General features: G+C 36.8%; 23 protein-coding genes. 12 read left to right on the plus strand and 11 right to left on the minus strand.

Annotated features, from left to right (window positions below):
- The 6 genes from EXE09_RS09135 to EXE09_RS09160 form a co-directional block, all read right to left on the minus strand.
- Window positions 1-1,005, minus strand: coding sequence for a quinone-dependent dihydroorotate dehydrogenase (locus EXE09_RS09135; RefSeq protein ID WP_068974501.1), 1,005 nt, complete (start codon window positions 1,003-1,005; stop codon window positions 1-3).
- A gap of 89 nt (window positions 1,006-1,094) precedes the next feature.
- The gene (gspM, locus tag EXE09_RS09140) at window positions 1,095-1,574 is read right to left on the minus strand and encodes a type II secretion system protein GspM (protein WP_130117061.1); all 480 of its coding nucleotides are present in this window, start codon (window positions 1,572-1,574) and stop codon (window positions 1,095-1,097) included.
- Window positions 1,574-2,716 (minus strand): type II secretion system protein GspL, encoded by a 1,143-nt coding sequence (gspL, locus tag EXE09_RS09145; protein ID WP_130117062.1) that lies wholly within the window; start codon window positions 2,714-2,716, stop codon window positions 1,574-1,576. Before gspL ends, gspM begins: the two co-directional genes overlap by 1 nt.
- A 35-nt stretch (window positions 2,717-2,751) precedes the next feature.
- Entirely contained in the window at window positions 2,752-3,207 is a 456-nt protein-coding gene (gene sixA / locus EXE09_RS09150; RefSeq protein WP_087554055.1) for a phosphohistidine phosphatase SixA, read from the minus strand.
- 95 nt (window positions 3,208-3,302) lie between these two features.
- Complete coding sequence (locus EXE09_RS09155) at window positions 3,303-4,376, minus strand: NAD(P)H-dependent glycerol-3-phosphate dehydrogenase (RefSeq protein ID WP_130117063.1); 1,074 nt, start codon at window positions 4,374-4,376, stop codon at window positions 3,303-3,305.
- 128 nt (window positions 4,377-4,504) lie between these two features.
- Window positions 4,505-5,080, minus strand: a complete 576-nt coding sequence (locus EXE09_RS09160; protein ID WP_130117064.1) for a nitroreductase family protein — start codon at window positions 5,078-5,080, stop codon at window positions 4,505-4,507.
- A 209-nt stretch (window positions 5,081-5,289) separates the two neighbouring features.
- Here EXE09_RS09160 and EXE09_RS09165 point away from each other — a divergent pair, with 209 nt between their 5' ends.
- The gene (locus EXE09_RS09165; protein WP_068974495.1) at window positions 5,290-5,670 is read left to right on the plus strand and encodes a hypothetical protein; all 381 of its coding nucleotides are present in this window, start codon (window positions 5,290-5,292) and stop codon (window positions 5,668-5,670) included.
- Window positions 5,671-6,072: 402 nt separating this feature from the next.
- On the opposite strand, the gene rhlB is transcribed toward EXE09_RS09165, so the two are convergent.
- Both rhlB and EXE09_RS09175 read right to left on the minus strand, forming a co-directional pair.
- Entirely contained in the window at window positions 6,073-7,224 is a 1,152-nt protein-coding gene (gene rhlB / locus EXE09_RS09170) for an ATP-dependent RNA helicase RhlB (protein WP_068974494.1), read from the minus strand.
- A 107-nt stretch (window positions 7,225-7,331) separates the two neighbouring features.
- The gene (locus EXE09_RS09175; protein WP_004822370.1) at window positions 7,332-7,544 is read right to left on the minus strand and encodes a cold-shock protein; all 213 of its coding nucleotides are present in this window, start codon (window positions 7,542-7,544) and stop codon (window positions 7,332-7,334) included.
- A 380-nt stretch (window positions 7,545-7,924) separates the two neighbouring features.
- On the opposite strand from EXE09_RS09175, the gene EXE09_RS09180 reads away from it, so the two are divergent.
- From EXE09_RS09180 to EXE09_RS09205, 6 genes are all read left to right on the plus strand, one after another.
- The gene (locus tag EXE09_RS09180) at window positions 7,925-8,167 is read left to right on the plus strand and encodes a sulfurtransferase TusA family protein (RefSeq protein WP_068974493.1); all 243 of its coding nucleotides are present in this window, start codon (window positions 7,925-7,927) and stop codon (window positions 8,165-8,167) included.
- A gap of 138 nt (window positions 8,168-8,305) precedes the next feature.
- The gene (gene rpoH, locus EXE09_RS09185; protein ID WP_068974492.1) at window positions 8,306-9,175 is read left to right on the plus strand and encodes an RNA polymerase sigma factor RpoH; all 870 of its coding nucleotides are present in this window, start codon (window positions 8,306-8,308) and stop codon (window positions 9,173-9,175) included.
- A 169-nt stretch (window positions 9,176-9,344) separates the two neighbouring features.
- Complete coding sequence (locus EXE09_RS09190) at window positions 9,345-9,710, plus strand: DUF423 domain-containing protein (protein ID WP_130117065.1); 366 nt, start codon at window positions 9,345-9,347, stop codon at window positions 9,708-9,710.
- A gap of 45 nt (window positions 9,711-9,755) precedes the next feature.
- A complete protein-coding gene (thiS, locus tag EXE09_RS09195; protein ID WP_068974490.1) occupies window positions 9,756-9,953 on the plus strand; it encodes a sulfur carrier protein ThiS in 198 nt (65 codons plus the stop codon).
- Between the two features lie 23 nt (window positions 9,954-9,976).
- The gene (locus EXE09_RS09200; RefSeq protein WP_130117066.1) at window positions 9,977-10,789 is read left to right on the plus strand and encodes a thiazole synthase; all 813 of its coding nucleotides are present in this window, start codon (window positions 9,977-9,979) and stop codon (window positions 10,787-10,789) included.
- A gap of 102 nt (window positions 10,790-10,891) precedes the next feature.
- Window positions 10,892-11,548 carry a hypothetical protein gene (locus tag EXE09_RS09205; protein WP_068974488.1) on the plus strand — a complete coding sequence of 219 codons (657 nt, stop codon included), beginning with the start codon at window positions 10,892-10,894 and terminating at the stop codon, window positions 11,546-11,548.
- 72 nt (window positions 11,549-11,620) lie between these two features.
- Here EXE09_RS09205 and EXE09_RS09210 read toward each other — a convergent pair whose 3' ends face one another.
- Window positions 11,621-12,232 (minus strand): glutathione S-transferase N-terminal domain-containing protein, encoded by a 612-nt coding sequence (locus EXE09_RS09210; protein ID WP_068974487.1) that lies wholly within the window; start codon window positions 12,230-12,232, stop codon window positions 11,621-11,623.
- 215 nt (window positions 12,233-12,447) lie between these two features.
- On the opposite strand from EXE09_RS09210, the gene EXE09_RS09215 reads away from it, so the two are divergent.
- The 4 genes from EXE09_RS09215 (at window position 12,448) to EXE09_RS09230 (ending at window position 18,898) form a co-directional block, all read left to right on the plus strand.
- Window positions 12,448-13,890, plus strand: a complete 1,443-nt coding sequence (locus tag EXE09_RS09215; protein ID WP_130117067.1) for a SulP family inorganic anion transporter — start codon at window positions 12,448-12,450, stop codon at window positions 13,888-13,890.
- Window positions 13,891-14,263: 373 nt separating this feature from the next.
- A complete protein-coding gene (locus tag EXE09_RS09220; RefSeq protein WP_130117068.1) occupies window positions 14,264-14,956 on the plus strand; it encodes a LuxR C-terminal-related transcriptional regulator in 693 nt (230 codons plus the stop codon).
- Entirely contained in the window at window positions 14,902-16,830 is a 1,929-nt protein-coding gene (locus tag EXE09_RS09225; protein ID WP_130117069.1) for an ATP-binding protein, read from the plus strand. The genes EXE09_RS09220 and EXE09_RS09225 overlap by 55 nt, the downstream gene beginning before the upstream one ends.
- Before the next feature lie 169 nt (window positions 16,831-16,999).
- Window positions 17,000-18,898, plus strand: a complete 1,899-nt coding sequence (locus EXE09_RS09230) for an ATP-binding protein (protein ID WP_130117070.1) — start codon at window positions 17,000-17,002, stop codon at window positions 18,896-18,898.
- Between the two features lie 91 nt (window positions 18,899-18,989).
- Here the strand turns inward: EXE09_RS09230 and EXE09_RS09235 are convergent, their stop codons facing one another.
- A complete protein-coding gene (locus tag EXE09_RS09235) occupies window positions 18,990-21,446 on the minus strand; it encodes an ExeM/NucH family extracellular endonuclease (RefSeq protein WP_130117071.1) in 2,457 nt (818 codons plus the stop codon).
- A 172-nt stretch (window positions 21,447-21,618) separates the two neighbouring features.
- Between EXE09_RS09235 and trmB the strand changes: the two genes are divergently transcribed.
- On the plus strand, window positions 21,619-22,335 hold the full coding sequence (gene trmB / locus EXE09_RS09240) for a tRNA (guanosine(46)-N7)-methyltransferase TrmB (protein WP_130117072.1): 717 nt from the start codon (window positions 21,619-21,621) through the stop codon (window positions 22,333-22,335).
- 176 nt (window positions 22,336-22,511) lie between these two features.
- Here the strand turns inward: trmB and EXE09_RS09245 are convergent, their stop codons facing one another.
- Window positions 22,512-23,375, minus strand: a complete 864-nt coding sequence (locus EXE09_RS09245; RefSeq protein WP_130117073.1) for a hypothetical protein — start codon at window positions 23,373-23,375, stop codon at window positions 22,512-22,514.
- Between the last annotated feature and the right edge of the window lie 135 nt (window positions 23,376-23,510).

The raw sequence follows: 23,510 nt of genomic DNA on the forward strand, positions 1-23,510 counted from the left end.
TTAAGTCATAGCATCAACACAGTCTTTGATCAGCGTAGGACCAGTATAGATCATCCCACTATAAATTTGTACAAGGCTCGCCCCTGCTTGTTGCTTGGCAACAGCTTGCTCGCCTGACAAAATCCCGCCCACACCAATTAATGGAACTTGACCTTTTAATTTCTTCGCAAAAGCAGCAAGACAAGCTGTGCTTTTTTCAAATACTGGTGCGCCAGATAAACCACCTGCTTCATCACCACATGGCAAACCTTCCACGCCTTCACGTGACAAGGTTGTATTGGTCACAATCAAACCATCAATTTTAAATTGCAATAATTGTGAAGCGATAAAATCAATATCTGAAGCCTCAAGATCTGGAGCAACCTTAAGTACTAGTGGTACATAATGCTGAAACTCTTCAGCTAATTCTAATTGACGATTTTTGAGAGTTTCGAGTAACTCTGTCAAAGCATGACCGCTTTGTAGAGAACGTAAATTTTTGGTATTTGGTGAAGAGATATTCACGGTGATATAGGATGCGTAATTATATACTTTTTCTAAGCAAATCAGATAATCAGAAACAGCATCTTCGACAGGTGTTGACGCATTCTTACCGATATTAATCCCAAGAATACCTTTAAATTTAGATGCTTTGACATTCTCAACCAATTGATCGACGCCATCATTATTAAAACCCATACGGTTAATAATGGCTTTGGCTTGAGGAATACGGAATAAACGAGGTTTTGGATTACCTTCTTGTGGTTTTGGAGTAATCGTACCAATTTCGATAAAACCAAAGCCTAAACCTGCTAAGGCATCGATATAAGCACCATTCTTGTCGAGACCTGCGGCTAAACCGACTGGGTTTGGAAACTCAATACCCATACATGTGACAGGTTTTGCAGCTACAGTTTGACGCATTGCACCCAGTTTATGGGCAGATTTAAGCATGGACAATGTAACTTCATGTGCACGCTCTGGTGCTAAAGAAAACAACAAAGGGCGAGCAAGTGAATACAACATAGCTATAAAAGTCTACTGCTTTTTAAGTTGCCACATTATAGGCACAGTATGCTAAAAAGGCTATGCTTCTACTCGGTTTATTTTCACCACTACTGAACTGTCGCTGTTAATTTAATCTGACCACCGTCTTTCATCAATTCCAATTTTTCCAGACTCACACCCATTTGTGCAATTTGCGTCAAAAAGTTTGCTAGTACCGCATAATTCTGATGTGATGCAACAATTTGAAACTGCTCACCGACCTGTTGCGAAGCGACAGAAATCCCTTGTTGTTGGGCAACTCTTTGGATTTTATCGGCTGTGGTCAGCGCCAAATCATCCGCAGGTTTCATGGTCACAACATTACTTTGCATCCACACCACAAGATCTTTCATTTCATTGAGACGAACTTGCTGTTTCTCTGCTGCTTTATGGGTAAACCACAAAGCTGAACCAATCGCGACAACAATCAAGAAAATACTGGTAAAAATCACCATCACACGTTCACGAGTGGTCATTTTTTCTAAATTTTCAGATGCTTTCTCAGACCATGCATCCAATCGGTTTTGAAAGTTTTCCATGCTTTTCATTATTGTATCTTCACCAAACCGACAACAGAGCCACCCTGTGTCTGAACATTGCCCAATTCCGCCTTAAAGCCTTGCTGATTCAATTGCGTTACTAATGTTTGTAAAGCATCAGATGACTTCGCCACTAAGTCCATATTTAAAATAGCGGTATCATAATTGACACGATTGGCGATAATTTGATGTTGCATCAATATTGGGCCAACACGACTTAACAATTGCAAAGCTTGCGTATTTGCGCCCTGACTCAGTGCCAATTTATTTTTAAACTGGCGCTCTACAGATTCCTCGGTAATACGCTGTTCATTTGGAAACCAGTTTTTATATTGGTCTACTGCGATCAAAGCCGTTTGATCTGCCAATTTTTTTAACTTAAACCAACGCAATCCATCATAGCTGAGTTGCACAATAATTAGTGCCACGAGAAGAACAGCACAGGCTTGCCAATAACGCGAAACACCATCATTGCTTTGTTTAGCTTTAGGCAACACATTATAAGGATGCTGTTTTGGCTTTTTCAGCTCAGTGAATTGATAATTAAACGACTCACGCTGATTCGTTTCTGCAATTGCAAATAAATTAGACACTTGTTCACTGGTTAAATCACTGTGTTTATATAATTTTTCACGATCTGCGAAATCTAAATATAAACCAAGATCATCTATCGAATTTCCCAACCATTCATTTTCACGAACAAGTAACTGACCATTGATATTGGCAAGAATGGTTTGCCCTGCTTCAGGCACAGGAAGCATTAAAAAGTCAGGCAATAACGAGACAATTTTTAATGGAATCAATGACAATGAATGCTGCATCGTGGTTACAGCATGATGATTAATCCCCAATACAGATACTTGATCAGGTTGTTGAAAATGTGAAAACACTTTCATCTGATCAATCGGCATGATCACATATTCTTCAAGTAAATACTTAAGACCATCCACACCCAATTGTTTATATTGTGCTTTGCTAAATTTTTGTTGAAGAATTTGCACTTCACGGCTTGGAAAGAAAACAACCGCTTCCTCTCCTTGGTAAAGTTTAATGTCCTGTATTAATTGTTCTAGACTCGAAGAAGTCGTCCAATCCGTTCCTCGAGACCATTGCCAAACCCCATTGGCTTCAGGCATCCATAAGTACAACATTTATCGTTTTCTGCTCAGTTCTTTTAACAATGCTTTTATACAGTCGGAATAAAGGCTTTATTTTGTGTCGATAGACCATTTGCAATCACTGTTTGCTCATAAATTCGAGCTTCAGCCAAGGCAAAAGGATTGAAATTTTCATGTGTTAACTGTTCTGCGATATGCCCAACCACATTCATATGACAGACTACCACAATACGTTCAAATGGTAATTGTGACAACCATTCTATTGCAAGTTTTGCATCATCATCAGGTTTAATCTGATCACAAATCAATACTGATACATGTGGGAAATGCTTTTGGATATGTGCCAAAGTTTCTTGCGCACGTAGTAATGGACTGACAATAAAAACATCAGGATTCACATTTTCTTTTACAAACTCAGCAGTTTGTTCAGCTTGCTGATGTCCACGAGGTGTTAACGGACGTTTACTATCAATCCCATCCGTAGCAGGAGAAGCCTCACCATGACGAACTAAAGTCAGTTGCATAAATTTTCCTTTTCAATATCGCACAGATTATAACGAGGCTTTATGACAAATCCATTTTAAAATTAACAAAATATCAAAAAAATGTGGATGAATACCTATACTTCATGATGTGGAAGAACAAACTCAACATCACTACGATGACCATTTTTCATCAAAGATACTGCAATATTTAGAGGTGGTGCACCTTCAAAAATGACTTCATACAATGCTTGAGTGATCGGCATATACACATCTAACTCTTTAGCACGTGTATTCACTTGGACAATCGTATTAATCCCTTCCGCAGTTTGCCCTAATTCTTTGGTCGCCTGATCTAAAGTTTTCCCAGAACCCAAAGCAAAACCCACTTGGTAATTACGGCTTAGTGGACTATTACAGGTTGCAAATAAATCACCTACACCAGATAACCCTAAGAAAGTTAATGGATTCGCACCTAGCTTCACCGCAAAACGACTCATTTCAGCTAAAGCACGGGTCAAAATCATACTCTTGGTATTTTCACCAACTTTATATGCTGCCGCCATACCCATTGCGACTGCATAAATATTTTTTAGCGCACCACCCAATTCAACCCCATGTACATCATCACTACCAAACACACGGAACAAAGCACTGTGTAAAGCTTGTTGAACTGCATAACGAACCAATTCAGAATCACTGGCAATTACAGTACCTGCAGGTTGACCTGCGACAATTTCTTTGGCTAAGTTTGGTCCAGACAATACACCATAAGGCACTTCTGGCAATTCTTCGCGGATGATGTCACTCATAAAACTAAAGGTTTTTGCTTCAACGCCTTTGGTTAATGATACGACTGCTTGAGCGCTAATAAATGGTTTAATCTGACGTAAAACATCACGGAAAGAATGACTTGGAATAGCAACCAGAATAATGTCACGACCACAAACAGCTTGTTCCAAATTCGAAACCGCACGCAATCCATCTTCAAGTTTAAAATCAGGTAAATAACGTTTATTCACATGCGTTGCATTGATTTCTTTGGCAATCGCTTCGTCACGAATCCAAATCATGGTGTCGCAACCATTACGTACCGCTGTATTTGCCATTGCAGTACCAAAGCTTCCACCACCAAGCACGGTGACACGTAATGCTGTTTTTTTATCTATAGCAACAGGTTCAACCAAATCTTTAAACTGTAAATCTGACATTATTTTTATCCCAAAACTTTTAGCAATTTTTAAACGAAGAATAATTAAATTTCTAACGATCTTTTTGAAAAACAGTATCATCTTTTTTTTCACGATACTGCTATTTTCAACTTAACACGTAACAACCGCTATTTTGTCCAAAAATAAACATAAGGTTGAACATCTATTTCAGCACGTGGCGCAATTGCTTTTGCTGCTGTCCCAACATAGATCACCCCAGAGATTAAATCACGCTCTGCCAAACCCAATGCTGACTTTAATAAATTCGACTCAACCACTGCTCCACTACGCCACATGGTAGCAAAGCCCTGCGCTTGCATCGACAAAAGGAAATTTTCAATCGCTGCACCTGAACTTAAAGTCTGTTCAAACAATGGAACTTTAGGATGGTCTTGGAATTTGGTTACTGCCAATACGATAATTGGTGCACGGAAAGGATGGTGTTTAACGCGCTCAATTTGCGCCGCATCCATCTCACCCAAATCTTGAACAGCTTGCGCCAATAACTCACCAAATGCCTCACGTTGCTCACCTTCCACAACGATAAATTGCGTCGGTTTTAAACGATGATGATCAGGTGCTGTTAATGCGGCATGAAAAGCAATATTCAATTGATCATGTGTAGGTGCAGGCTCAACCAAATGTCCAATAGATTGTCTTTGGTGAATATTGTCATGTACTGCTTGAAAATTTGATTCCGACATTGACCGATTATCTAATAAAGTTCATTTGTCTCAAGAGTACCACACTCTAAAAAGATTACGCTATCCTGACAAATGTTAAATTCACCTGTCCCAATTCATTCACAGTAAAACCATAAGAAAATGCAAATTTTTACAAGATTTCCTATATTTAGTCTAAACATTATGCTCAAATATTATAAATACTGTTGCATATTTAAATAGGAAACAAGATGAAAAAAATTTCAGCAATTGCATGTTTATCTAGCATCGTTTTTGTTTTAACAGCGTGTACATCAAATCCTACAAAAACACTCGCAATCCAAAATGCCAATAACCAATACGAAGTTACTGGCTTGGGTAAAAGCCAAGTGATTGCTAAAAATAATGCGATTACTGCGGCCAACAGTACCTGTGGTAAAAAAGCAGCACCGATCTTAGTCGATGAAAAGAATGAGTATAATGGTGCATTAAAAGGTGTATTTGATGAGCAAACTGGGAAAATGATCACCGCTGCGGCAGGTGTGATTGGCTCAGTAATTGGTAAGAGTAATGGTATTGAAAAAGATACAGACTACCAAACCAAGTTAACGTTTACATGTAAAGCGAATTAACTGATGTTACGCAGTAGCATTAAAAATTTATTTTGATCTCAATGAAATTTGATACGCGTTAACGTCATCCGCAATGTGTTTGAGGCAGGGCTACATCTATAAGTTAATGTTTCTGCGAGTTATCAATCAAAAGATGGTAGTTGACGAGTTTTGCGGTGAGAAGCGAAGCTTCGCAAGATGGTTTCCTTGCGCAGTTTCACTGCTCATTTTGCCGAAACAAAAGTGTGGTCGAGCCGAAGGCTTACCACTAAATCTAAACTTTGGATGTAAGACTCCGCCAAGTAAGTTTTAAAACGATTCTGTTCTTTTGAAGTGCGTAACATCAGTAATTAATACTGACAGATAAAAAATCCCCTTAGATCAAGGGGATTTTTAAATCATTTCAATAAATAATGCGTTAAATTAACAATAACCTTCCAAACGAGTTAATGGTAATTTTTGACCAATCGCTTTCTCAATGGTTGGTAAATTAAATGCATCATCTTCAGATAAGAAACTAATACTCACACCCTGAGAACCTGCACGACCTGTACGACCAATACGATGCACATAATCATCTGATTGCTCTGGCAAAGTAAAATTCACGACATGTGAAACACCATCCACATGAATACCACGACCTGCGACATCTGTTGCGATCATGATGTTATGTTTGCCATTTTTAAATTGGTCGAGCATTTTAATGCGTTTATCTTGCGCAATCTCACCTGACAGCATCACCACTTTATAACCATCTGCTTTTAAATGATCATAAAGTTTACGCACTTGGTCACGACGGTTGGCGAAAATCATGACTTTTTCAATCGGTTCATCTGCTAAGATTTCACGTAGTAGACGATATTTATCTTTTTTCTCTACTACATACACACGTTGTTCAACATCTGCATTGGTTTTCTTTTCTGGTTCGATTTCGACCGTAACAGGTTCAAATAACCATTGCTGTGCAAGATTTAAAACATCATAACTAAATGTCGCAGAGAACATTAAAGTCTGACGTTGTTCTTTACGAGGTGAAAAACGCACAATACGTTTTACTGATGGAATAAAGCCCATGTCCAATAAACGATCGGCTTCATCAATGACTAAGAATTCAATTTGATCAAGCCAAACTTCTTTTTGTTCTGTGAAATCAATCAAACGACCTGGTGTCGCCACCAAAATATCAACAAAACCTTGGTCTAATTGTTTACGTTGCTTATCAAAATCTACGCCACCGACCAAGGTCACAACATTGAGGTTGCTAAACTTTACTAAATCTTTTGCATCATTTTCGATCTGGATCGCAAGTTCACGTGTCGGTGCAAGAATCAAAGCACGCGGTTCACCACGGAAACGTTGTTCTTTTACAGGGTTAGTTAGCAAATCATTAATAATACTAACTAAAAAAGCGGCAGTTTTCCCCGTACCTGTTTGCGCTCGACCAATTGCATCATGACCTGCCAAAGTATATTTCAATACTTTTTGTTGAATCGGGGTCATTTCTTTAAACCCTAAAGCATCAATCGCTTGTTTAAGTTGCGGATGTAAATTAAGGGTTTCAAAACCTGATGACATAAATACGAGCTCTAACTGTAGGCACTTTAAATTGCGACCATTATAAACAAAAAACGCCCCAATTTATAAAAAATTGGAGCGCTACTTAAATTTTTAAAAATTTAAGATTAGTCTAAAGGCTGAACTTCTTCAGCTTGAAAACCTTTTTGACCTTGAACTACGCTGAATTCAACGCGTTGACCGTCACGAAGTGAACGGTGACCGTCACCTTGAATAGCACGGAAATGAACGAATACGTCATCACCGCCTGCGCGTTGGATAAAGCCGAAGCCTTTAGTGTCGTTGAACCATTTAACTACGCCTTGTTCACGAGCTGTCATAAGTTAATCCTCAGTTATAAAGAAAAAGGGACCACCCGGTGTTGCAAACAGCAGAGTAAACAAAGTTTTAAAATATTTTGTAATTTCAAAGCTTGTAATCATTCTGTAAAACTATTAACAAAATCCCGGTTACATCCATTTGTAATAGGGTTAAAAACAACAATTGTTTCTGATAAATCCTAAATACGCGATGAGCTTAACATGGGTTTATGACAATTAATAGAATTTTTTTTGATAATTATTTTCAATTTCAAGACTAATTTTTAAACAAGCGCATATATTGATTTTTATTTCGAAGGAATTCGATAAATAACTTGGGCTATATAACGAACTTTGTTAGAATTTTAGTCCTTACATTATGGTGTATGTTTGAAATACGAATGACTGAGCTTTTAGCGAATGAAATACCTGTAGAAATAGATAGTATGGGTAAACCCTGTCCAATGCCACTATTGATGTTGAAAAAACAACTCAAGAAAAGCAATGGTAAACAGTTGTTACTTTTAAAATCCTCAGACCCACATAGTGAGATCGACATCACCCGATATTGTGAAATTCACCATATTTCATGTCAATTGACTAAAGTATCTGTGCAAGAATTCCATTACTTAATTGAATCTTAAATATTTTCGTTTAAAATTCATTTTTGCAAATTTGCATAAAAATTTACATTTAGATACCCAAATTTCCTTACTTATGTAGACTATTCGAATTAAGATGAATGCATTGGTAATACAACTAAATTCCTATAAGGAGAACTCATGAGTGACAGCAGCAATCAGTTGATGCCCCTGTCCTTGTCTGCACCTGGCGTTAACTTAGGTGCTTATATCAGCACTGTAAATCAAATTCCGATCTTGACAGCCGAGCAAGAAAAAGAGTTGGCTGATCGTTATTTCTATGATCAAGATTTAGATGCTGCAAAAATGTTGGTGATGTCTCACTTACGTTTTGTGGTACATATTGCCCGCAGTTATGCAGGTTATGGCTTACCACAAGGTGACTTAATCCAAGAAGGCAATCTCGGATTAATGAAAGCAGTTAAACGTTTTGACCCCAATATGGGCGTGCGTTTAGTGTCTTTTGCCGTACATTGGATCAAAGCTGAGATTCATGAATATGTGATTCGCAACTGGCGTATTGTTAAAATTGCCACAACCAAAGCACAACGTAAGCTTTTCTTTAATTTACGTAGTCTAAAAAAGTCGAGCAAAAAACTCACTTTAGAAGAAGCAAAATCGATTGCCAATGATTTGAACGTAACACCTGAACAAGTCTTGGAAATGGAAGGTCGTTTAACCGCTTATGATGCTGCTTTTGAAGCTCAAGGTGATGACGATGATGAAGGTTCAACCCATGTTGCGCCTGCATTATACCTTGAAGATAATCGTTACGACCCTGCTCGTTTGATCGAAGAAGAAGATTACGAAGAACAAAGTACCAATGCCCTGCATAGCGCAATGGAACAACTAGATGATCGTTCTCGTAATATTCTACAGCGTCGTTGGTTAGATGATGATAAGTCAACTTTGCATGAACTGGCTGCTGAATATAATGTTTCTGCTGAACGTATTCGTCAGTTAGAGAAAAATGCCATGGATAAAATAAAAGTGGCAATGTCATCAAATTAATCTGGCATACATTTTGATTCATTTTTTAATAAAGGGGCTTATGCCCTTTTATTTTGTTCAAAAATTTATAAAGCAGGAGTATGAAAGTTTTATTCTGTGTAGATTTAGCCTTATTGATTGAAAAAAATTATGTTATGGTTATGCGCAAATTTATGTAGATGACTGACTGATGTGGATTGCAATTTCAGCATTGAACTTAGCCTTTGCAGTAGCCTTAGGTGCTTTTGGTGCGCACGGTTTAAAAGCACGGGCAACCGAAATCCAACTTTCATGGTGGCATACTGCAACTGATTATTTCTTCTATCATGCACTTGGTCTATTGGCACTTGGAATACTCAGTAAAGTTGTTCCTCAATTACCAATTAAACTTAGCTTTATTTTGATTCAGATTGGAATTTTCTTTTTCTGTGGTTCGCTTTATATCATGGCACTTGGCTTACCACGTTTCCTTGGTGCAATCACGCCAATTGGTGGTGCTTTGATGATCGCTGGTTGGCTCGTGCTTGCTTGGAATACTTTTAAATACGCAAAATAAGTTGATATTTTCAATCTACAATTTGCACACTTAAATGGAATATATATGCAAATTTTCTTAAATGGTGAGCCTCAAGATACCTCTTGCCAAAACCTATTACAGCTCATTCAGGAATTGTCTTTAGAAGGCAAACGCTTTGCAGTAGAAATGAATGAAATGATCATTTCCAAAAGTAAACTCGAGCAAACGCAACTTTCTGACAAAGATCGTATTGAAATTATCCATGCTGTCGGTGGCGGCTAATTCGGCTAAAAATAGGGAAAACCATGCAAAACCTTTCCAATTCATTGAATCACCAAGACTCTCCTCTTATTATCGGTTCACGTACTTTTCAATCTCGTTTATTGGTTGGAACGGGAAAATATAAAGACATGCAAGAAACGGATTTAGCGATCCAAGCCAGTGGTGCTGAGATCGTGACCGTGGCGATTCGCCGTGTCAATATCGGGCAAAACCCTGATCAACCAAATTTACTTTCAGTCATCCCACCTGAAAAATACACTATTCTTCCAAATACAGCAGGTTGTTTTGATGCCAATAGTGCTGTGCGTACGTGTATGCTCGCACGTGAACTTTTAGATGGTCATAACCTTGTAAAACTTGAAGTTTTGGGTGATGAAAAAACGCTTTATCCGAATATCACTGCGACTTTAGATGCTGCACGCACATTGATTGATGATGGTTTTGAAGTCATGGTGTATACATCAGATGATCCAATTGTCGCACAAGAACTTGAAAGCATGGGCTGTGTTGCCATTATGCCTTTGGGGAGTTTGATTGGTTCTGGCTTAGGTATTTTAAATCCGCATACCATTTCGATCATTAAAGAAAATGCGAAAGTTCCTGTTTTAGTCGATGCAGGTGTCGGTACTGCGAGTGATGCTGCGATTGCAATGGAACTCGGCTGTGATGGTGTGTTGATGAACACGGCGATTGCTGCTGCGCAAAACCCTATTTTAATGGCATCTGCCATGAAAAAAGCAGTTGAAGCAGGTCGTGAAGCTTATCTTGCAGGTCGTATGCCACGCAAACGTATGGCAAATGCAAGCTCGCCTGAAACAGGCTATTTCTTTAAATAATTTTTTATTTATCTTTGTAGTGACACTATTTAGGCTGCTTCGGTAGCCTTTTTAATCAGTCAAGTTGAGTTTAAAATAATTCATAAATGACCGAGATCGACCATGATAAAAATAATCACAACACTATGTATCGCCAGTATCCCCTCTTTTTCAATGGCAAAACAAATCCCAACGCAATTGCAAAAATTTGTTCCTCAGCATTGGGAAATTATCACGCAGACTAATGGTGATTTAAATTCAGATGGTTTGATGGATACCGTAGTCATTATTCAACCCAAAAACCATAAGATGATGGACAGAAAATTATTGGTATTGATCAATAAAGGCAATGTTTTACAGCAAATACTCGTTAAAAAAATTCCAGAATGGACCTATCGTGATGATGAAAATTGTATTGCTGATGCACTAGATGAGTACAGTGTAAAAATTAATAAAAATCTTTTAGACATAACCTTTCATGGCATGAATAGCTGTTCAAATTGGTATGGTGATTCATGGGCATATCGCTTCAAGCTTTCCAATGAACAATTTAGACTTATTGGCTTTGAATATTGGTTTGCATATAAAACTGATGGCAAGGCAACCCGCCATAGTGGTAATTTTCTCACTCAAAAATTAAAAACTACAGTCTATAATGAATTCGATGATCAAGTAAAACCTAAAATAACATGGAAGAAATTATCACCAATATCACCAAACACTTTAGAAAAAATTCAATTTAAAGATGATCAAAACTTTTTGAAACAGATGATAAAATGACAGGCAGATAAAGACTAAACTTATTCCCATAAAAAAAAGCACCCTGAGGTGCTTTCAATTCAAATGCTGATCTTAAGGAATCAAACCTTCGTCACGCATCGCAATTTGCACCGATTGACGACCTGCAACTAAATTACGCAATGCCACAATATTTTTAAATGGTGTTAAATCATGATGAATTACATTTGACCAATTTGTGATGACAAACAAATATGCATCCGCAGGACCAAAGCGATCATTGACTAAATAATCGAATTCAGACTCACCCAGATAATCATCAATATATTTCAACATTTTATCAATGGTCGCATAACCACGTACTTTTTCATCTTCAGTAATTTTAGGGTCAAAGAATACAGCATATTCATCATGCAGTTCAGAATTCAAATAACCTAACCATTCCAATACTTTAGCACGCCCTAAACCTGATGGTGGAATCAAATCCTGCCCTGCATCATGTTGCGCAATAAAAGGAAGAACTGCTACGTTTTCTGTCAAAATCAAACCTGGATTGATCTCTAAAGCGGGTACGTAGCCTTTAGGGTTAATTTCATAGTAATCAGCCCCTTTTTCTGTTGTATGGGTTTTTAAATCAACACGGACTAAATCAAAATCTACGTTAATTTCATTAAGCAAAATATGGGCAGCTAATGAACATGCACCTGGTGAGTAATATAACTTCATATTTAATCCTTGTTCTATGACTGTTTAAGTTGTAAATGGCTGAATTCGTAAGATCAAATCATAAAACTTTAAAATTACGATTCAGCGTAAATCTATAAAATTAGCTACACCTTGAATATTCAGCAAAATGAAGACTTTTTCAAGTTAAACTTCTCAACTTTTAATTAAAAGATGTTTTAACATACGCATCTTTAAAGAATGATGAAAGGTTTATCGTGATTAGTTTGCAAAAGCACGAATGGTTTTCCAATATTCGCACAGATGTATTGGCTGGGTTGGTGGTTGGTTTAGCCCTAATTCCCGAATCTATTGCATTTTCAGCCATTGCTGGTGTAGACCCCCAAGTTGGTTTATATGCATCATTTTGTATTGCTGTCACGATTGCTTTTTTTGGTGGGCGTACCGCGATGATCTCTGCAGCGACTGGTGCAATGGCTTTACTAATGGTGACATTAGTCAAAGATCATGGTTTACAGTATTTATTTGCGACCACAATTTTGACGGGCATCATTCAAATTGTTGCAGGCTATTTTAAAGTCGCCAAACTCATGCGCTTTGTTTCACAATCTGTGGTCTATGGTTTTGTGAATGCGCTTGCGATTCTTATCTTTGTCGCTCAAATTCCTGAATTAGCCCGTATGAATCTCACAGGTTATTTCTTCGTTGGACTTGGTTTACTCATTGTCTATTTGTTTCCACAAATTCCTAAATTTGGCAAAATCATTCCTTCTCCTTTGATTTGCATTATTTTATTAAGCTTATTTGCGCTACTAAGTGGTGCTGAAATGCGTACCGTAAGTGATTTAGGCAAATTTCCTGATACATTACCCATTTTTCTGATTCCTGATATTCCTCTCAATTTTGAAACACTCAAAATTATCTTTCCTTATGCAATTACACTTGCAACCGTTGGTTTACTCGAAACTATGATGACGACAACGATTGTAAATGAAGTGACACAAACTGAAGCTGATCGTCATAAGGAATGTCGTGGGCAAGGTATAGCCAATATGGTGAGTGGTTTTATGGGTGGCATGGCGGGTTGTGCCATGATTGGGCAATCCATTATCAATGTTTCGTCTGGTGCACGTACCCGTTTATCTACATTGGTTGCAGGTGTCTTTTTACTGTGTTTAGTAGTCTTTTTTAAAGATGGTTTGACTTATATTCCAATGGCTGCTCTAGTTTCGATCATGATTATGGTCGCATTTACGACATTTAATTGGGATTCTGTAAAAAATTTTTCCAAACATCCGAAACAGAGCAATATTGTGATGCTGACAGTCGTAGTTATTGTTTTAGCAACACATAATTTAGCTTTAGGTGTCATTACTGGTGTACTACTTTCAGCTTTGTTTTTAGTTAATAAATTGGAAAATGAAGTCAAAGTACAATCAGAATTGTTCAACAATAACACACGAAAATACACAATACATGGGCAAATTTTCTTCAGCAGCTCATCCAAGTTTTATCAGTTTTTTGATTTTAACGAGTCGATTGAAAATGTCATCATTGATCTGACGCATTCTCATATTTGGGATATGACCTCTGTCACTATGCTGAATAATATTCAAGCAAAATTCTCAAATCGTGGAGTAAAAGTTGAAGTCATAGGGATGAATGAAGCAAGTACTACACTTGTTGATCGAATGAGTTAAATAACCCAACATTAATGTTATAAAAGCTAAGCTGTGATTAAACTCATAAATGCATGATGTCTGAAAAACATGAATTTACATATTCTAGTTTGATATAAACAGAATGAAGCGCTATTAGATCATTGACTAGTGAAACATTGCTCAATGCTTTTATAGCACTTACTAAAATTTTGAAAATTTATTTACATTGAACAGAATCAGCTTTCAGTATTCATTCGTACGTGAATCCGTAGAGTTTTATCTCATCGTATAAAACTTTGATCATCAAACTTATGTCTAATAAATATTTTTAAAATACCTAAAATCAGGTATAGCTAAACGTTAAAATTAATGAAAAACTAAAAAAAACCAAAATGTAAGAGTTTTTTACATCATGAACAATGAGTTAAGTTTACCTGTTCCCGTTATTATTGTAGAAGATGAACCACTTATACAAAAAAGATTAACGGATATATTGATCAATATTGGATATTCAATATCTAATTTACGTTTTGCCCAAAATTTAGCTCAAGCAAAAGAACAATTGCTGTTACATTCAGCTTCATTTGCCCTAGTAGACTTAGGACTACCTGATGGAAATGGCATCGAATTTATTGAAATTTTGAAAAATTATGACCCAACAATCACAATATTAGTGATTTCGGCATGGAGTACAGAAGATGCTATCTTAAATGCACTCAGTGCAGGTGCAACAGGTTATGTACTGAAAGAAAGAGATGATTTAGAAGTCTCATTATCTATAAAAAGCGTACTCCGTGGTGGAGCGCCTATAGATCCTTTTATTGCCCAAAAAATCCTAAAACAATTACAGCTCAATGAAAAATTTACGACAAATAAACCAAGCAATGAACAAAAAACAAATGATAGTGAAACGGTACTTTCAAAACGAGAAATGGGGATTTTAGAACTCGTCTCGCAAGGGCTGAGTAATAAAGAGATCGCAGATCAACTGAGCTTATCACGCTATACCGTTGAATCTCATATTAAACATATTTATCGGAAACTTGCGGTATGCAACAGAGCCAAAGCAATCGATACAGCACGTCAACTTGGATTACTCGACTAAGATTTCACTGTATTGTTTTTTTCTATATTTTATTTGGGTTAATGCAAACGACTTTTGCTGAAACTCGTCTTGAAATTGATCCAAAAAATGGAAATAACAACTGTATTGCCCAAATTCTAAGTACACAAGTGGCAAAAGCAGGTGATGATTTAGCTATTGTTCCTAAAACAGGTTGGGTTGATGTCAAACTTCCAGATAACTGGGAACAACGGTGGGATCAATATTCTGGTTCAGCTTGGTATAAAATTATTTGGCAAACAAATTGTCCAGAAAATATCAAAAACCACCCCTTTGCCGTTTTGGTTGATCGTATTAACTTAGCTGGGATCGTTTATTTCAACAATGAATTAATTTGGCGTGATAAGTCATTAGTCGAACCACTTTCTCGTAGCTGGAACATGCCTCGTTATTGGATTATCTCCTCCTCAACAATTAAACCAGGCCCAAATGAAATTTTAATTCGTGTGGTGGGCTTACACTCCCAAAACTCTGGTCTAGGTACAATCCAGATTGCAGACGTAGAACAAATCGGTGTGGCACATAAAAAATTGATTTTTGAACGTCGTACTTTATTTTTTATCAACTGTATTATCACTGCTGTGCTCGGATGTACTGCATTTTTAATTTGGTTTTTTAGACGAAAAGAGGTCGCTTACGGCTGGTTTGCATTAAATTGTCTATGTTGGACTTTATTCATTTGCAATATGTTGATTACCGCACCATTCCCATTTATGGATAGCTTAATGCATGCCCGTGTTAATCTATTATTTTTACTGGGTTATACTTATACATTTTGTTTATTTTTATGGCGCTTTAGCAATTCCAGTTTTAATTTTTTAGAAAGAATGCTAAAAACCATTGCAATTTGCTTAGGTCTTTTTTTACTTTTTATTCCCGACAATAATTTAAAACCTATTCTTAACCTAGTATTTATCTATTGTGTAGTCGTTTTCTTATTAAACTGTATTTTTATGCAATGGATCGCATTTAAAAAGCGTAAAAAGGATATTTATTTACTCGCGATCGTTATTTTCTCATTTATTATTATTATTTGTCATGACTTATTTATCGTAAAAGGTACACAGTTACTATTATGGACTCCATTTGGTGCGCCTATTACGAGTCTGACTATTTCATTTATTCTTGCATGGCGTATTGCACGTAATATGCGCCATATCGAGAAATTCAATCAAACACTTGAGGAAACAGTCGAAACCGTAACATTTGATCTTGAGCAATCTTTAGCTAAAAAGCATCATTTACAACTCGAAAATATGCGTTTACAAGAACGCCTAAACCTTTCACATGAGTTACATGATGGCTTAGGTGGCTCGATTGTGCGCTCAATGATTTTGCTTGATCACGCTGAAAATGTTGAAAAAAATCAAGTCATGTCCATGTTTAAGTTACTTCGAAGTGACCTCAGACAAGTGATTGATTCTGGATCAAGTATTGGCGCAAAAACTCCTGAAAGCCCTGTAATGTGGGTTGCACCTCTTCGACATCGATTTGTACAAATTTTTGAAGAAATGGAAATCGAATCCACATGGATTTTTTCTAATCATTGGAATATTAAGCCACCACCATTATATTGCTTAACATTATCTCGTGTGACAGAAGAGGCTTTAACCAACATTGTCAAACATAGCGATGCCACAGATGTCGAAGTCTCATTGTTTGAAAATGATCAAAATGAACTGATCTTAGAAATTAAAGACAATGGTCATGGCTTTGAAGTGAATGCTGTTGAGAAAGGACTACATGTAGGACTACAGAGTATGCAAGTCAGAATTAAACGTCTGGGTGGAGAGTTAGAAATTATTTCACAATCTGGTTTAACTGTGATTCGCGCTATTTTACCGATGAAAGAATAATGTATTTTAAGGTGATTAAAAACTTAGAAATTAATATTTACTACGATACATTTTATTTAGATTCCAATAAATGTGTCTCTATTTAATTTCATTTAATCAGATATGATACGAATTAAAATTTAACACATTCAACCTAGAATTGTGTTATTCATTGGCTAGGGCTTTAGGAATGCTAGAACGTAAGAAAAGTATTAACTTGAATACATTTTATTATGCTTTCTCGTTTTTTTTATTTCTATTGTTTTTACTAAATCCGCAACTCAGTAAAGCAACTGTGCCTACAACGACACAAAACTGCCAAACAAATATTCATTCCGTCCAAATTGTTCAATCAGATGCTAATAACCCGAGTCAAATCAAAGCTCAAACATGGGAAAATGTAGATAGATTACCTGATTATTGGGATAAGCGTTGGAAAGGCTATCACAGTAGTGCTTGGTATAAAGTATTGTGGACTCATAAGTGCCCTTCCAATATACAAGAACCTGTGACATTGACCATTAATCACATCAATATGGCAGGTGAAATTTATCTCAATGATGAGTTTCTCTGGAAAGATCAGTCCTTAGTCGAACCACTTTCTCGCAGTTGGCATAATCCACGTTATTGGATTCTACCGAGTTCAAGCTTAAAACAAGGTCAAAATACCTTATGGATTCGTGTTGTTGGTACGCCAACTCAAAAATCAGGGTTGGGGCCAGTTCATCTGGGTGAACATACCCAAATAATGGATATTTACAAACAGGCTGTATTAGAAAAGCGTAGCCTCCCTTCTCTTAATTTATTTGTAAATTTAATTGTAGGTTTGTTTTGTTTAATCGTATGGTTATTTATCCGTAGCGAATATGCTTTTAAATGGTTTGGTTTCGTGACTATTCTATGGTTAATCTATAGTTATCTAGTGTTGCGATCTGATCCACTTCTTTCATTTACAAGTACAACTATTGATCGTTTCAGTGTCATTACTTTTTCTATTTATGCCTCTGTCGGTTGTATTGCAGCATGGCGTTTTGCAAAAAGTACATTTCCAAAAGCAGAAAAAATGCTTTTGTTTTTTTGTATATTTTCAACCATTATTATTCTTTTCGTCCCAATTCAGTATCTCCCAACAACACTGAACCTTGTATTTCTTATTGGGGTAATCATCTTTATTCTAAAATGTTTAACCTATCCTTATATTGCTTATAAATCAAAATTAAAAGAGGCTTATTTCCTCTCCTTGCAATATTTATTCTTCTTCCCCATTGCGATCAATGATGCAATCTATATGCTGACCCTGAAAGGGCAAATTCTTTCTCCCTATACAGCACCGATCAGTACCATTACTGTAGGCTTAGTCCTTGCGTATCGTCTGTCGAATAATGCAAAAAGTATTGCACAGTTTAATAAAACCTTGGAGCAAAGTGTTATTCAAGCGAAAGATGAACTGTCTGTATCGTTAAATAATCAACATCAATTGGCATTAGAAAACGTAAAATTACAAGAACGCATTCATTTTTCACATGATTTGCATGATGGACTAGGAGGTTCTATTTCTCGCTCGCTCATCTTGCTTGAAAAGTATGATCATATTGAAAAAGATCAGATGGTATCCATTCTAAAGTTATTACGTAATGATCTGCGTCAGACCATTGATTTTGGTTCAAGCCAAGAATCTCAAATACCAGCGACACCGATCCTTTGGGCAGCGCATATACGGCACCGTTTTGTGATGATTTTTGAAGAAATGGAAATCAGTTCAAAATGGGACATCATACCTCAATGGCAAAGCACACCTTCAACTTTACAATGTTTGACTTTGGCACGTGTTGCGGAAGAAGCGCTGAATAATATTGTCAAACATAGTCAAGCGACTGAAGTTAAAGTTTCACTTTATGAAGCGCAACAAAATCTGATTTTAGTGATTGAAGATAACGGTATTGGCTTTATTCCTCATGAAGTTGAAGCTGGACTACATGTCGGTTTGCATAGTATGCAACAACGTGTAAGCCGCTTAAATGGGCAGTTTGAAATCAACTCAAAATCTGGTCAAACCATTTTAAAAGTTAGTTTGCCTTTTACCGCATAACACAAAGGTCAGTTAATCTAAATAAAAAAAGAGCAATCGAATATCTTCGAGTTGCTCTTTTTCTTTCTGTAAATTATAAATTTAATTCACATTATTTCTTTCTTGAACGCATCACAACAGAACTTGCAGTTAACATCATTAAACCCAGTAATGACCACAATCCTGTACTACCACCACTACTTTTACTCGTTGAAGTAGTTTCATTATTTAAATCTAAATCCACAATCACTGGATCGTGATCCGAAGAACGGAAAGCATCAGCATTATAGAAGGCTGTGATTTGTTCAGGCGTTTTATATTCTTCATTATAATCTAGTGCTGTAGGTTCATCGGCGTTGATATGCCATGCAAACGCACGTTTCACCATTGGATATAAACTTGCATCGGCAATAGCATGATCTAAATTACCTGCTCCACCATAACCATCCGCATCACTTGCTACACCAAATACATAACTATATGCAGACTTACCCTGCCCAATTTTCTCATCATTTAAAAGCACTTTATAGTTGGCTTTCTCCAATGCCAAAATTGGATCTTCTTTGGCATAACTATTCATATCGCCAACCAATAAATAGTTTGGCTTGTCCGCTTTGGTTGGATTAGTCGCTATCCATTGCATCAGTTTTTGCACCGCAGTTAAACGTGTTGCATTCCAACAGCCTTGCCCATCACCTTGATTGGCATCGACAGATTTAGTGTCTTCAGGACAACTTCCTTTAGACTTTAAATGATTTGGGACAACGGTAAATAATTTCCCACCATTCACACCTTGGAAAGACTGTGCCATCGTGACACGATTCTTCTGTGTTAAATCATCATAAATGACGGGTACACCCACTGGTTTTACTCGCTTACTGTTATAAATAATTGCAACTGCAATCGCATCTGTACCTAATTTCGCTCTGTTTGGTGGAATCACATATTTCCAATCCGCACCCAAAGCTTTCGTTAAGTAAGCTACCGCACTATTTTCACCATAGCCATTATTTGCAATTTCCATCAAACCATAAACATCTGCATCTATGGTTTTCATTGCACTAACAATCTTGGCATGTTGTTTGTCAAACTCTGCTTTAGACGATGCACCACGTTCAGAAGGAAAACCTTTTTCCAAACCATTGTCATAGTTCAGAACATTAAATGCGGCAACACGGATTTGCTTGCTCTCTTTTGCAAGGATCGTCGCTGTTCGAGGATTTGAATCTTTCACAATCTCAGGTAATGCTTTGTTTTGAATCGGTTGAATACGCCATGCATTGAAGCGATACTCTAAAATCCCTTCAACATTTTTAACTTGGTATCCTGCGCGTAAAGTATTTAGCGCATTAAAGTTTTGTGGCAACCACGGTGTTCTGTTTTGATTGTTATAGCCATCATCAAGGATAATTTTAGATAATAAATTCTGTTTTGCAAGATTTACCGCTTCTGTAGATTTTGCAGGATATAAATTGGTTGGAATATATAAACGCCCCAAACTCAATGAAAGTTCACCATAGCGACCATAATTATAGTTTTCACTCACAGTTAAAGTCTGAGGAATTTTAACCAACATGCCTTGGTAGCGTTTTGGCACATTACCATTGGCATCAGTTAAACTTGTAAATGGTAATTGTAATGGCGTTGCACTCACAAGATTTGAAGCTTGATTATTACACGTTTCGATATTGCTACTGAGTTGATCGAGTTGTAATTGATTTTGATAAGAGGTTAAACGCCCTTTAAAAATTACCTCTTCACCGACTTTACCACCTGTGATGGTACTTCCTGCGGGAAGATAAACGAAGATCGCATTGGTTAAATTTGGCTTCGCTTTACTGTCTTGGGTTTGAATATAAAAACCTGAAAAACCATTGTCATAACGGTAATCCGCTGTAATGACGCCACGAACCACATATTGCTGATTTTGGGTTGCTGATTGTAAATCTGCAATTAGTGTATCTGCTGTACTACAACTGACTGAACTTACAGGCGGTGTCGTGGTTGTAGCCCCTAAATATGTGCTAAATGCATTACGATCTGACCATTTTGTCCATTCACTGTCCAAATCAAAGTTTGCAGTCGGATCGACTGAAGTCACATTATTACTGGTTTTGATACGACTTAAACTGTTTTGATAGCTTGAAATCGTTGTACCCCAACCATTATTGGCAGGCTTCTCACCCACTTTACCAAAACGATCAACTGCTACACCTTTATATAAAAGCACCAAGGCATCATCACCATTAAAAGCTAAACCAGCCACTTGATTAACTTTATTTCCAAGTTCAGCTTGAAGCTCAGAACGACCAACTAAAAATTTAGCTTTGCTCGCAATAGTGCCTTGTAAATTAAAGGTCACAGGCTTATCTGTTGTGCCGTTGCTCTGCTGTTGAATTTGATAATCTGCAAGATTGACTGTTGCACCATCAGGATTATAAATTTCCAGACCTTTACGATTGGCAGTACCATCAATATATTGGCTAAACATCAATTGTGCATAGCTTGGAAATGAACACCCCAAGAGCGTTAAGCTTAAACATAGTGTATGAGGTTTGAGTATTTTCATGATTTTTATCGTTTGTTGAAATTCGAATTAGGGTAATTTTTATAAATGACAGGGCTATGAATATTTTATGACATTTTATTCTGATTTAATTCACTTGGATTCTATCAAAAAATTTGACTTGACGAACTCAGGTCTTACAATACGCCTTTTAGATTTTTAATATTGTCGAATCATGTCAAACGATCAAATTGAAGCGCAAGTTGTAGACTTGGATAATTTGCAAGAACACCGTGAAATTGTGACTTTCATGCGTAGATCATCACCGCTGAATACTTCACAAACGACTGCGCTTGAACAACATCGTGAAATGATTTTGGAATATCCTGTTGGTGATTTACGTCAGCATTTTGAACATCCTGAACGTCCGCTCACTGTTGAAATCGGTTTTGGTATGGGACGTTCTTTGGTACTGATGGCAAAAGCCAATCCTGAACGTAACTTTGTCGGTATCGAAGTACATATTCCGGGTATTGCGCAATGTGTTTATGAAGCAAGTGTTGCTGAAGTTAAGAACTTACGTGTTTTGGATGCGGATGCGATTCAAGTGCTCCGTGAAATGCCTGATAATAGTATCAATACGATACAACTTTACTTTCCTGACCCTTGGCAGAAGAAACGTCATTTTAAACGTCGTTTTGTATCACATGACCGTATGCCTTTGGTTGAGGAAAAGTTAGAAATCGGTGGTACATTCCATTCAGCAACGGATTGGGAACCGTATGCGGAATGGATGCTGGATGTATTAGACAATCGTCCACGTTTGGAAAACCTTGCAGGCAAAGGCAACAGTTATCCACGTCCTGAATGGCGTCCACAGACCAAGTTTGAACGTCGTGGGATCGAATCAGGTCACAAAATTAACGATTTTATTTTTAAGAAAATTAGTTAATTCAACAAGATTTTTATTGCGAATATTGCGAATATCGTAGATGACAAAGCCGTAATTTTTTATGGCTTTGTTTTTTTAGATCTAGAGATTTAAGCTTTCTAAAAGTATGAATAACTTAAATAGCACAGGCTCTAGCCCAGTAAATTTACACGCTAAATCATTTTTAAACCATTTGATCATGCAAAAAGTTGCTGTGCATGCCGATCAAAGACTTTATTCTGCAACTGAGTCTGCATATATTCTGCATAGACGGATAATTTTTCATAAATATGCTCAGAATAAAACATATCATCCACCAAATTCTTGGCACGCTCAAAATCATATAAACCTGATAAATATAAAATTTGTGCATTTAACTCAGCATATCTACGACATAGGTCAATATGAAAATCATCTTTACGCTTAAAAAGCAGTTTTTGCATTTCCAACGGAGCTTGTGATGCATCAAATGAATAATTCAACAAAAGCGCTTGCTGCGTAGGCTGAATCTGCAAAATTCTGACATGAAAAAACTTCTCTATTTCAAATAATGCTTCACTACTGATGAGACAGTCAGAAATTAAAAAAATCGTCGATACATCAGCTTGGGTTAACGCATTGATTAATTGCATCAATACAAATTCAGCATCAGACCCATTTGAATCATGAAAATCTAAAAATAGATTTAAACTCTCTAAAACATTGTCATCTATTTTTTTGAGATTTAAAGTTTTTTCAACTTGATAATACCGTTTTAAATTATTGAGTACAGGCTCAGTCAAAGGCGTTGAATAAATTACAGTTTGATTTAAATTTGACAGAATAAATGGCGCAAACAAATATGCCAGTTTGGTGTGATCATCTTGCCCATCATGGTTCGTAATGGCAGATTGAATAATCGCGGTATGCTTCTGTTTAGAAAACTCACGTAAAACTTTGGCTCTGAGTAAAGTGGCTTCAATATTTACAAATTTTCGATTTAAATTCTCTAAAACCGATTTTACACATCCATGATCAGTCAAAATTGTTGTCAATACATCAAGTTGCATTGTGACAAACATTGTCTAGCCTCATTCTACAGGTCAAGTTTCACCTATTCTCTAAATAAATAGCATAAAATAATAGCCACAAAATTTTGGAAAAAATATATAACAGATTTCTTCAAAATCTAGCAATCTGTTATAGTCATTTCGATA

The organism is Acinetobacter sp. WCHAc060025 (assembly GCF_004209355.1).
Lineage (GTDB): Bacteria > Pseudomonadota > Gammaproteobacteria > Pseudomonadales > Moraxellaceae > Acinetobacter > Acinetobacter wuhouensis.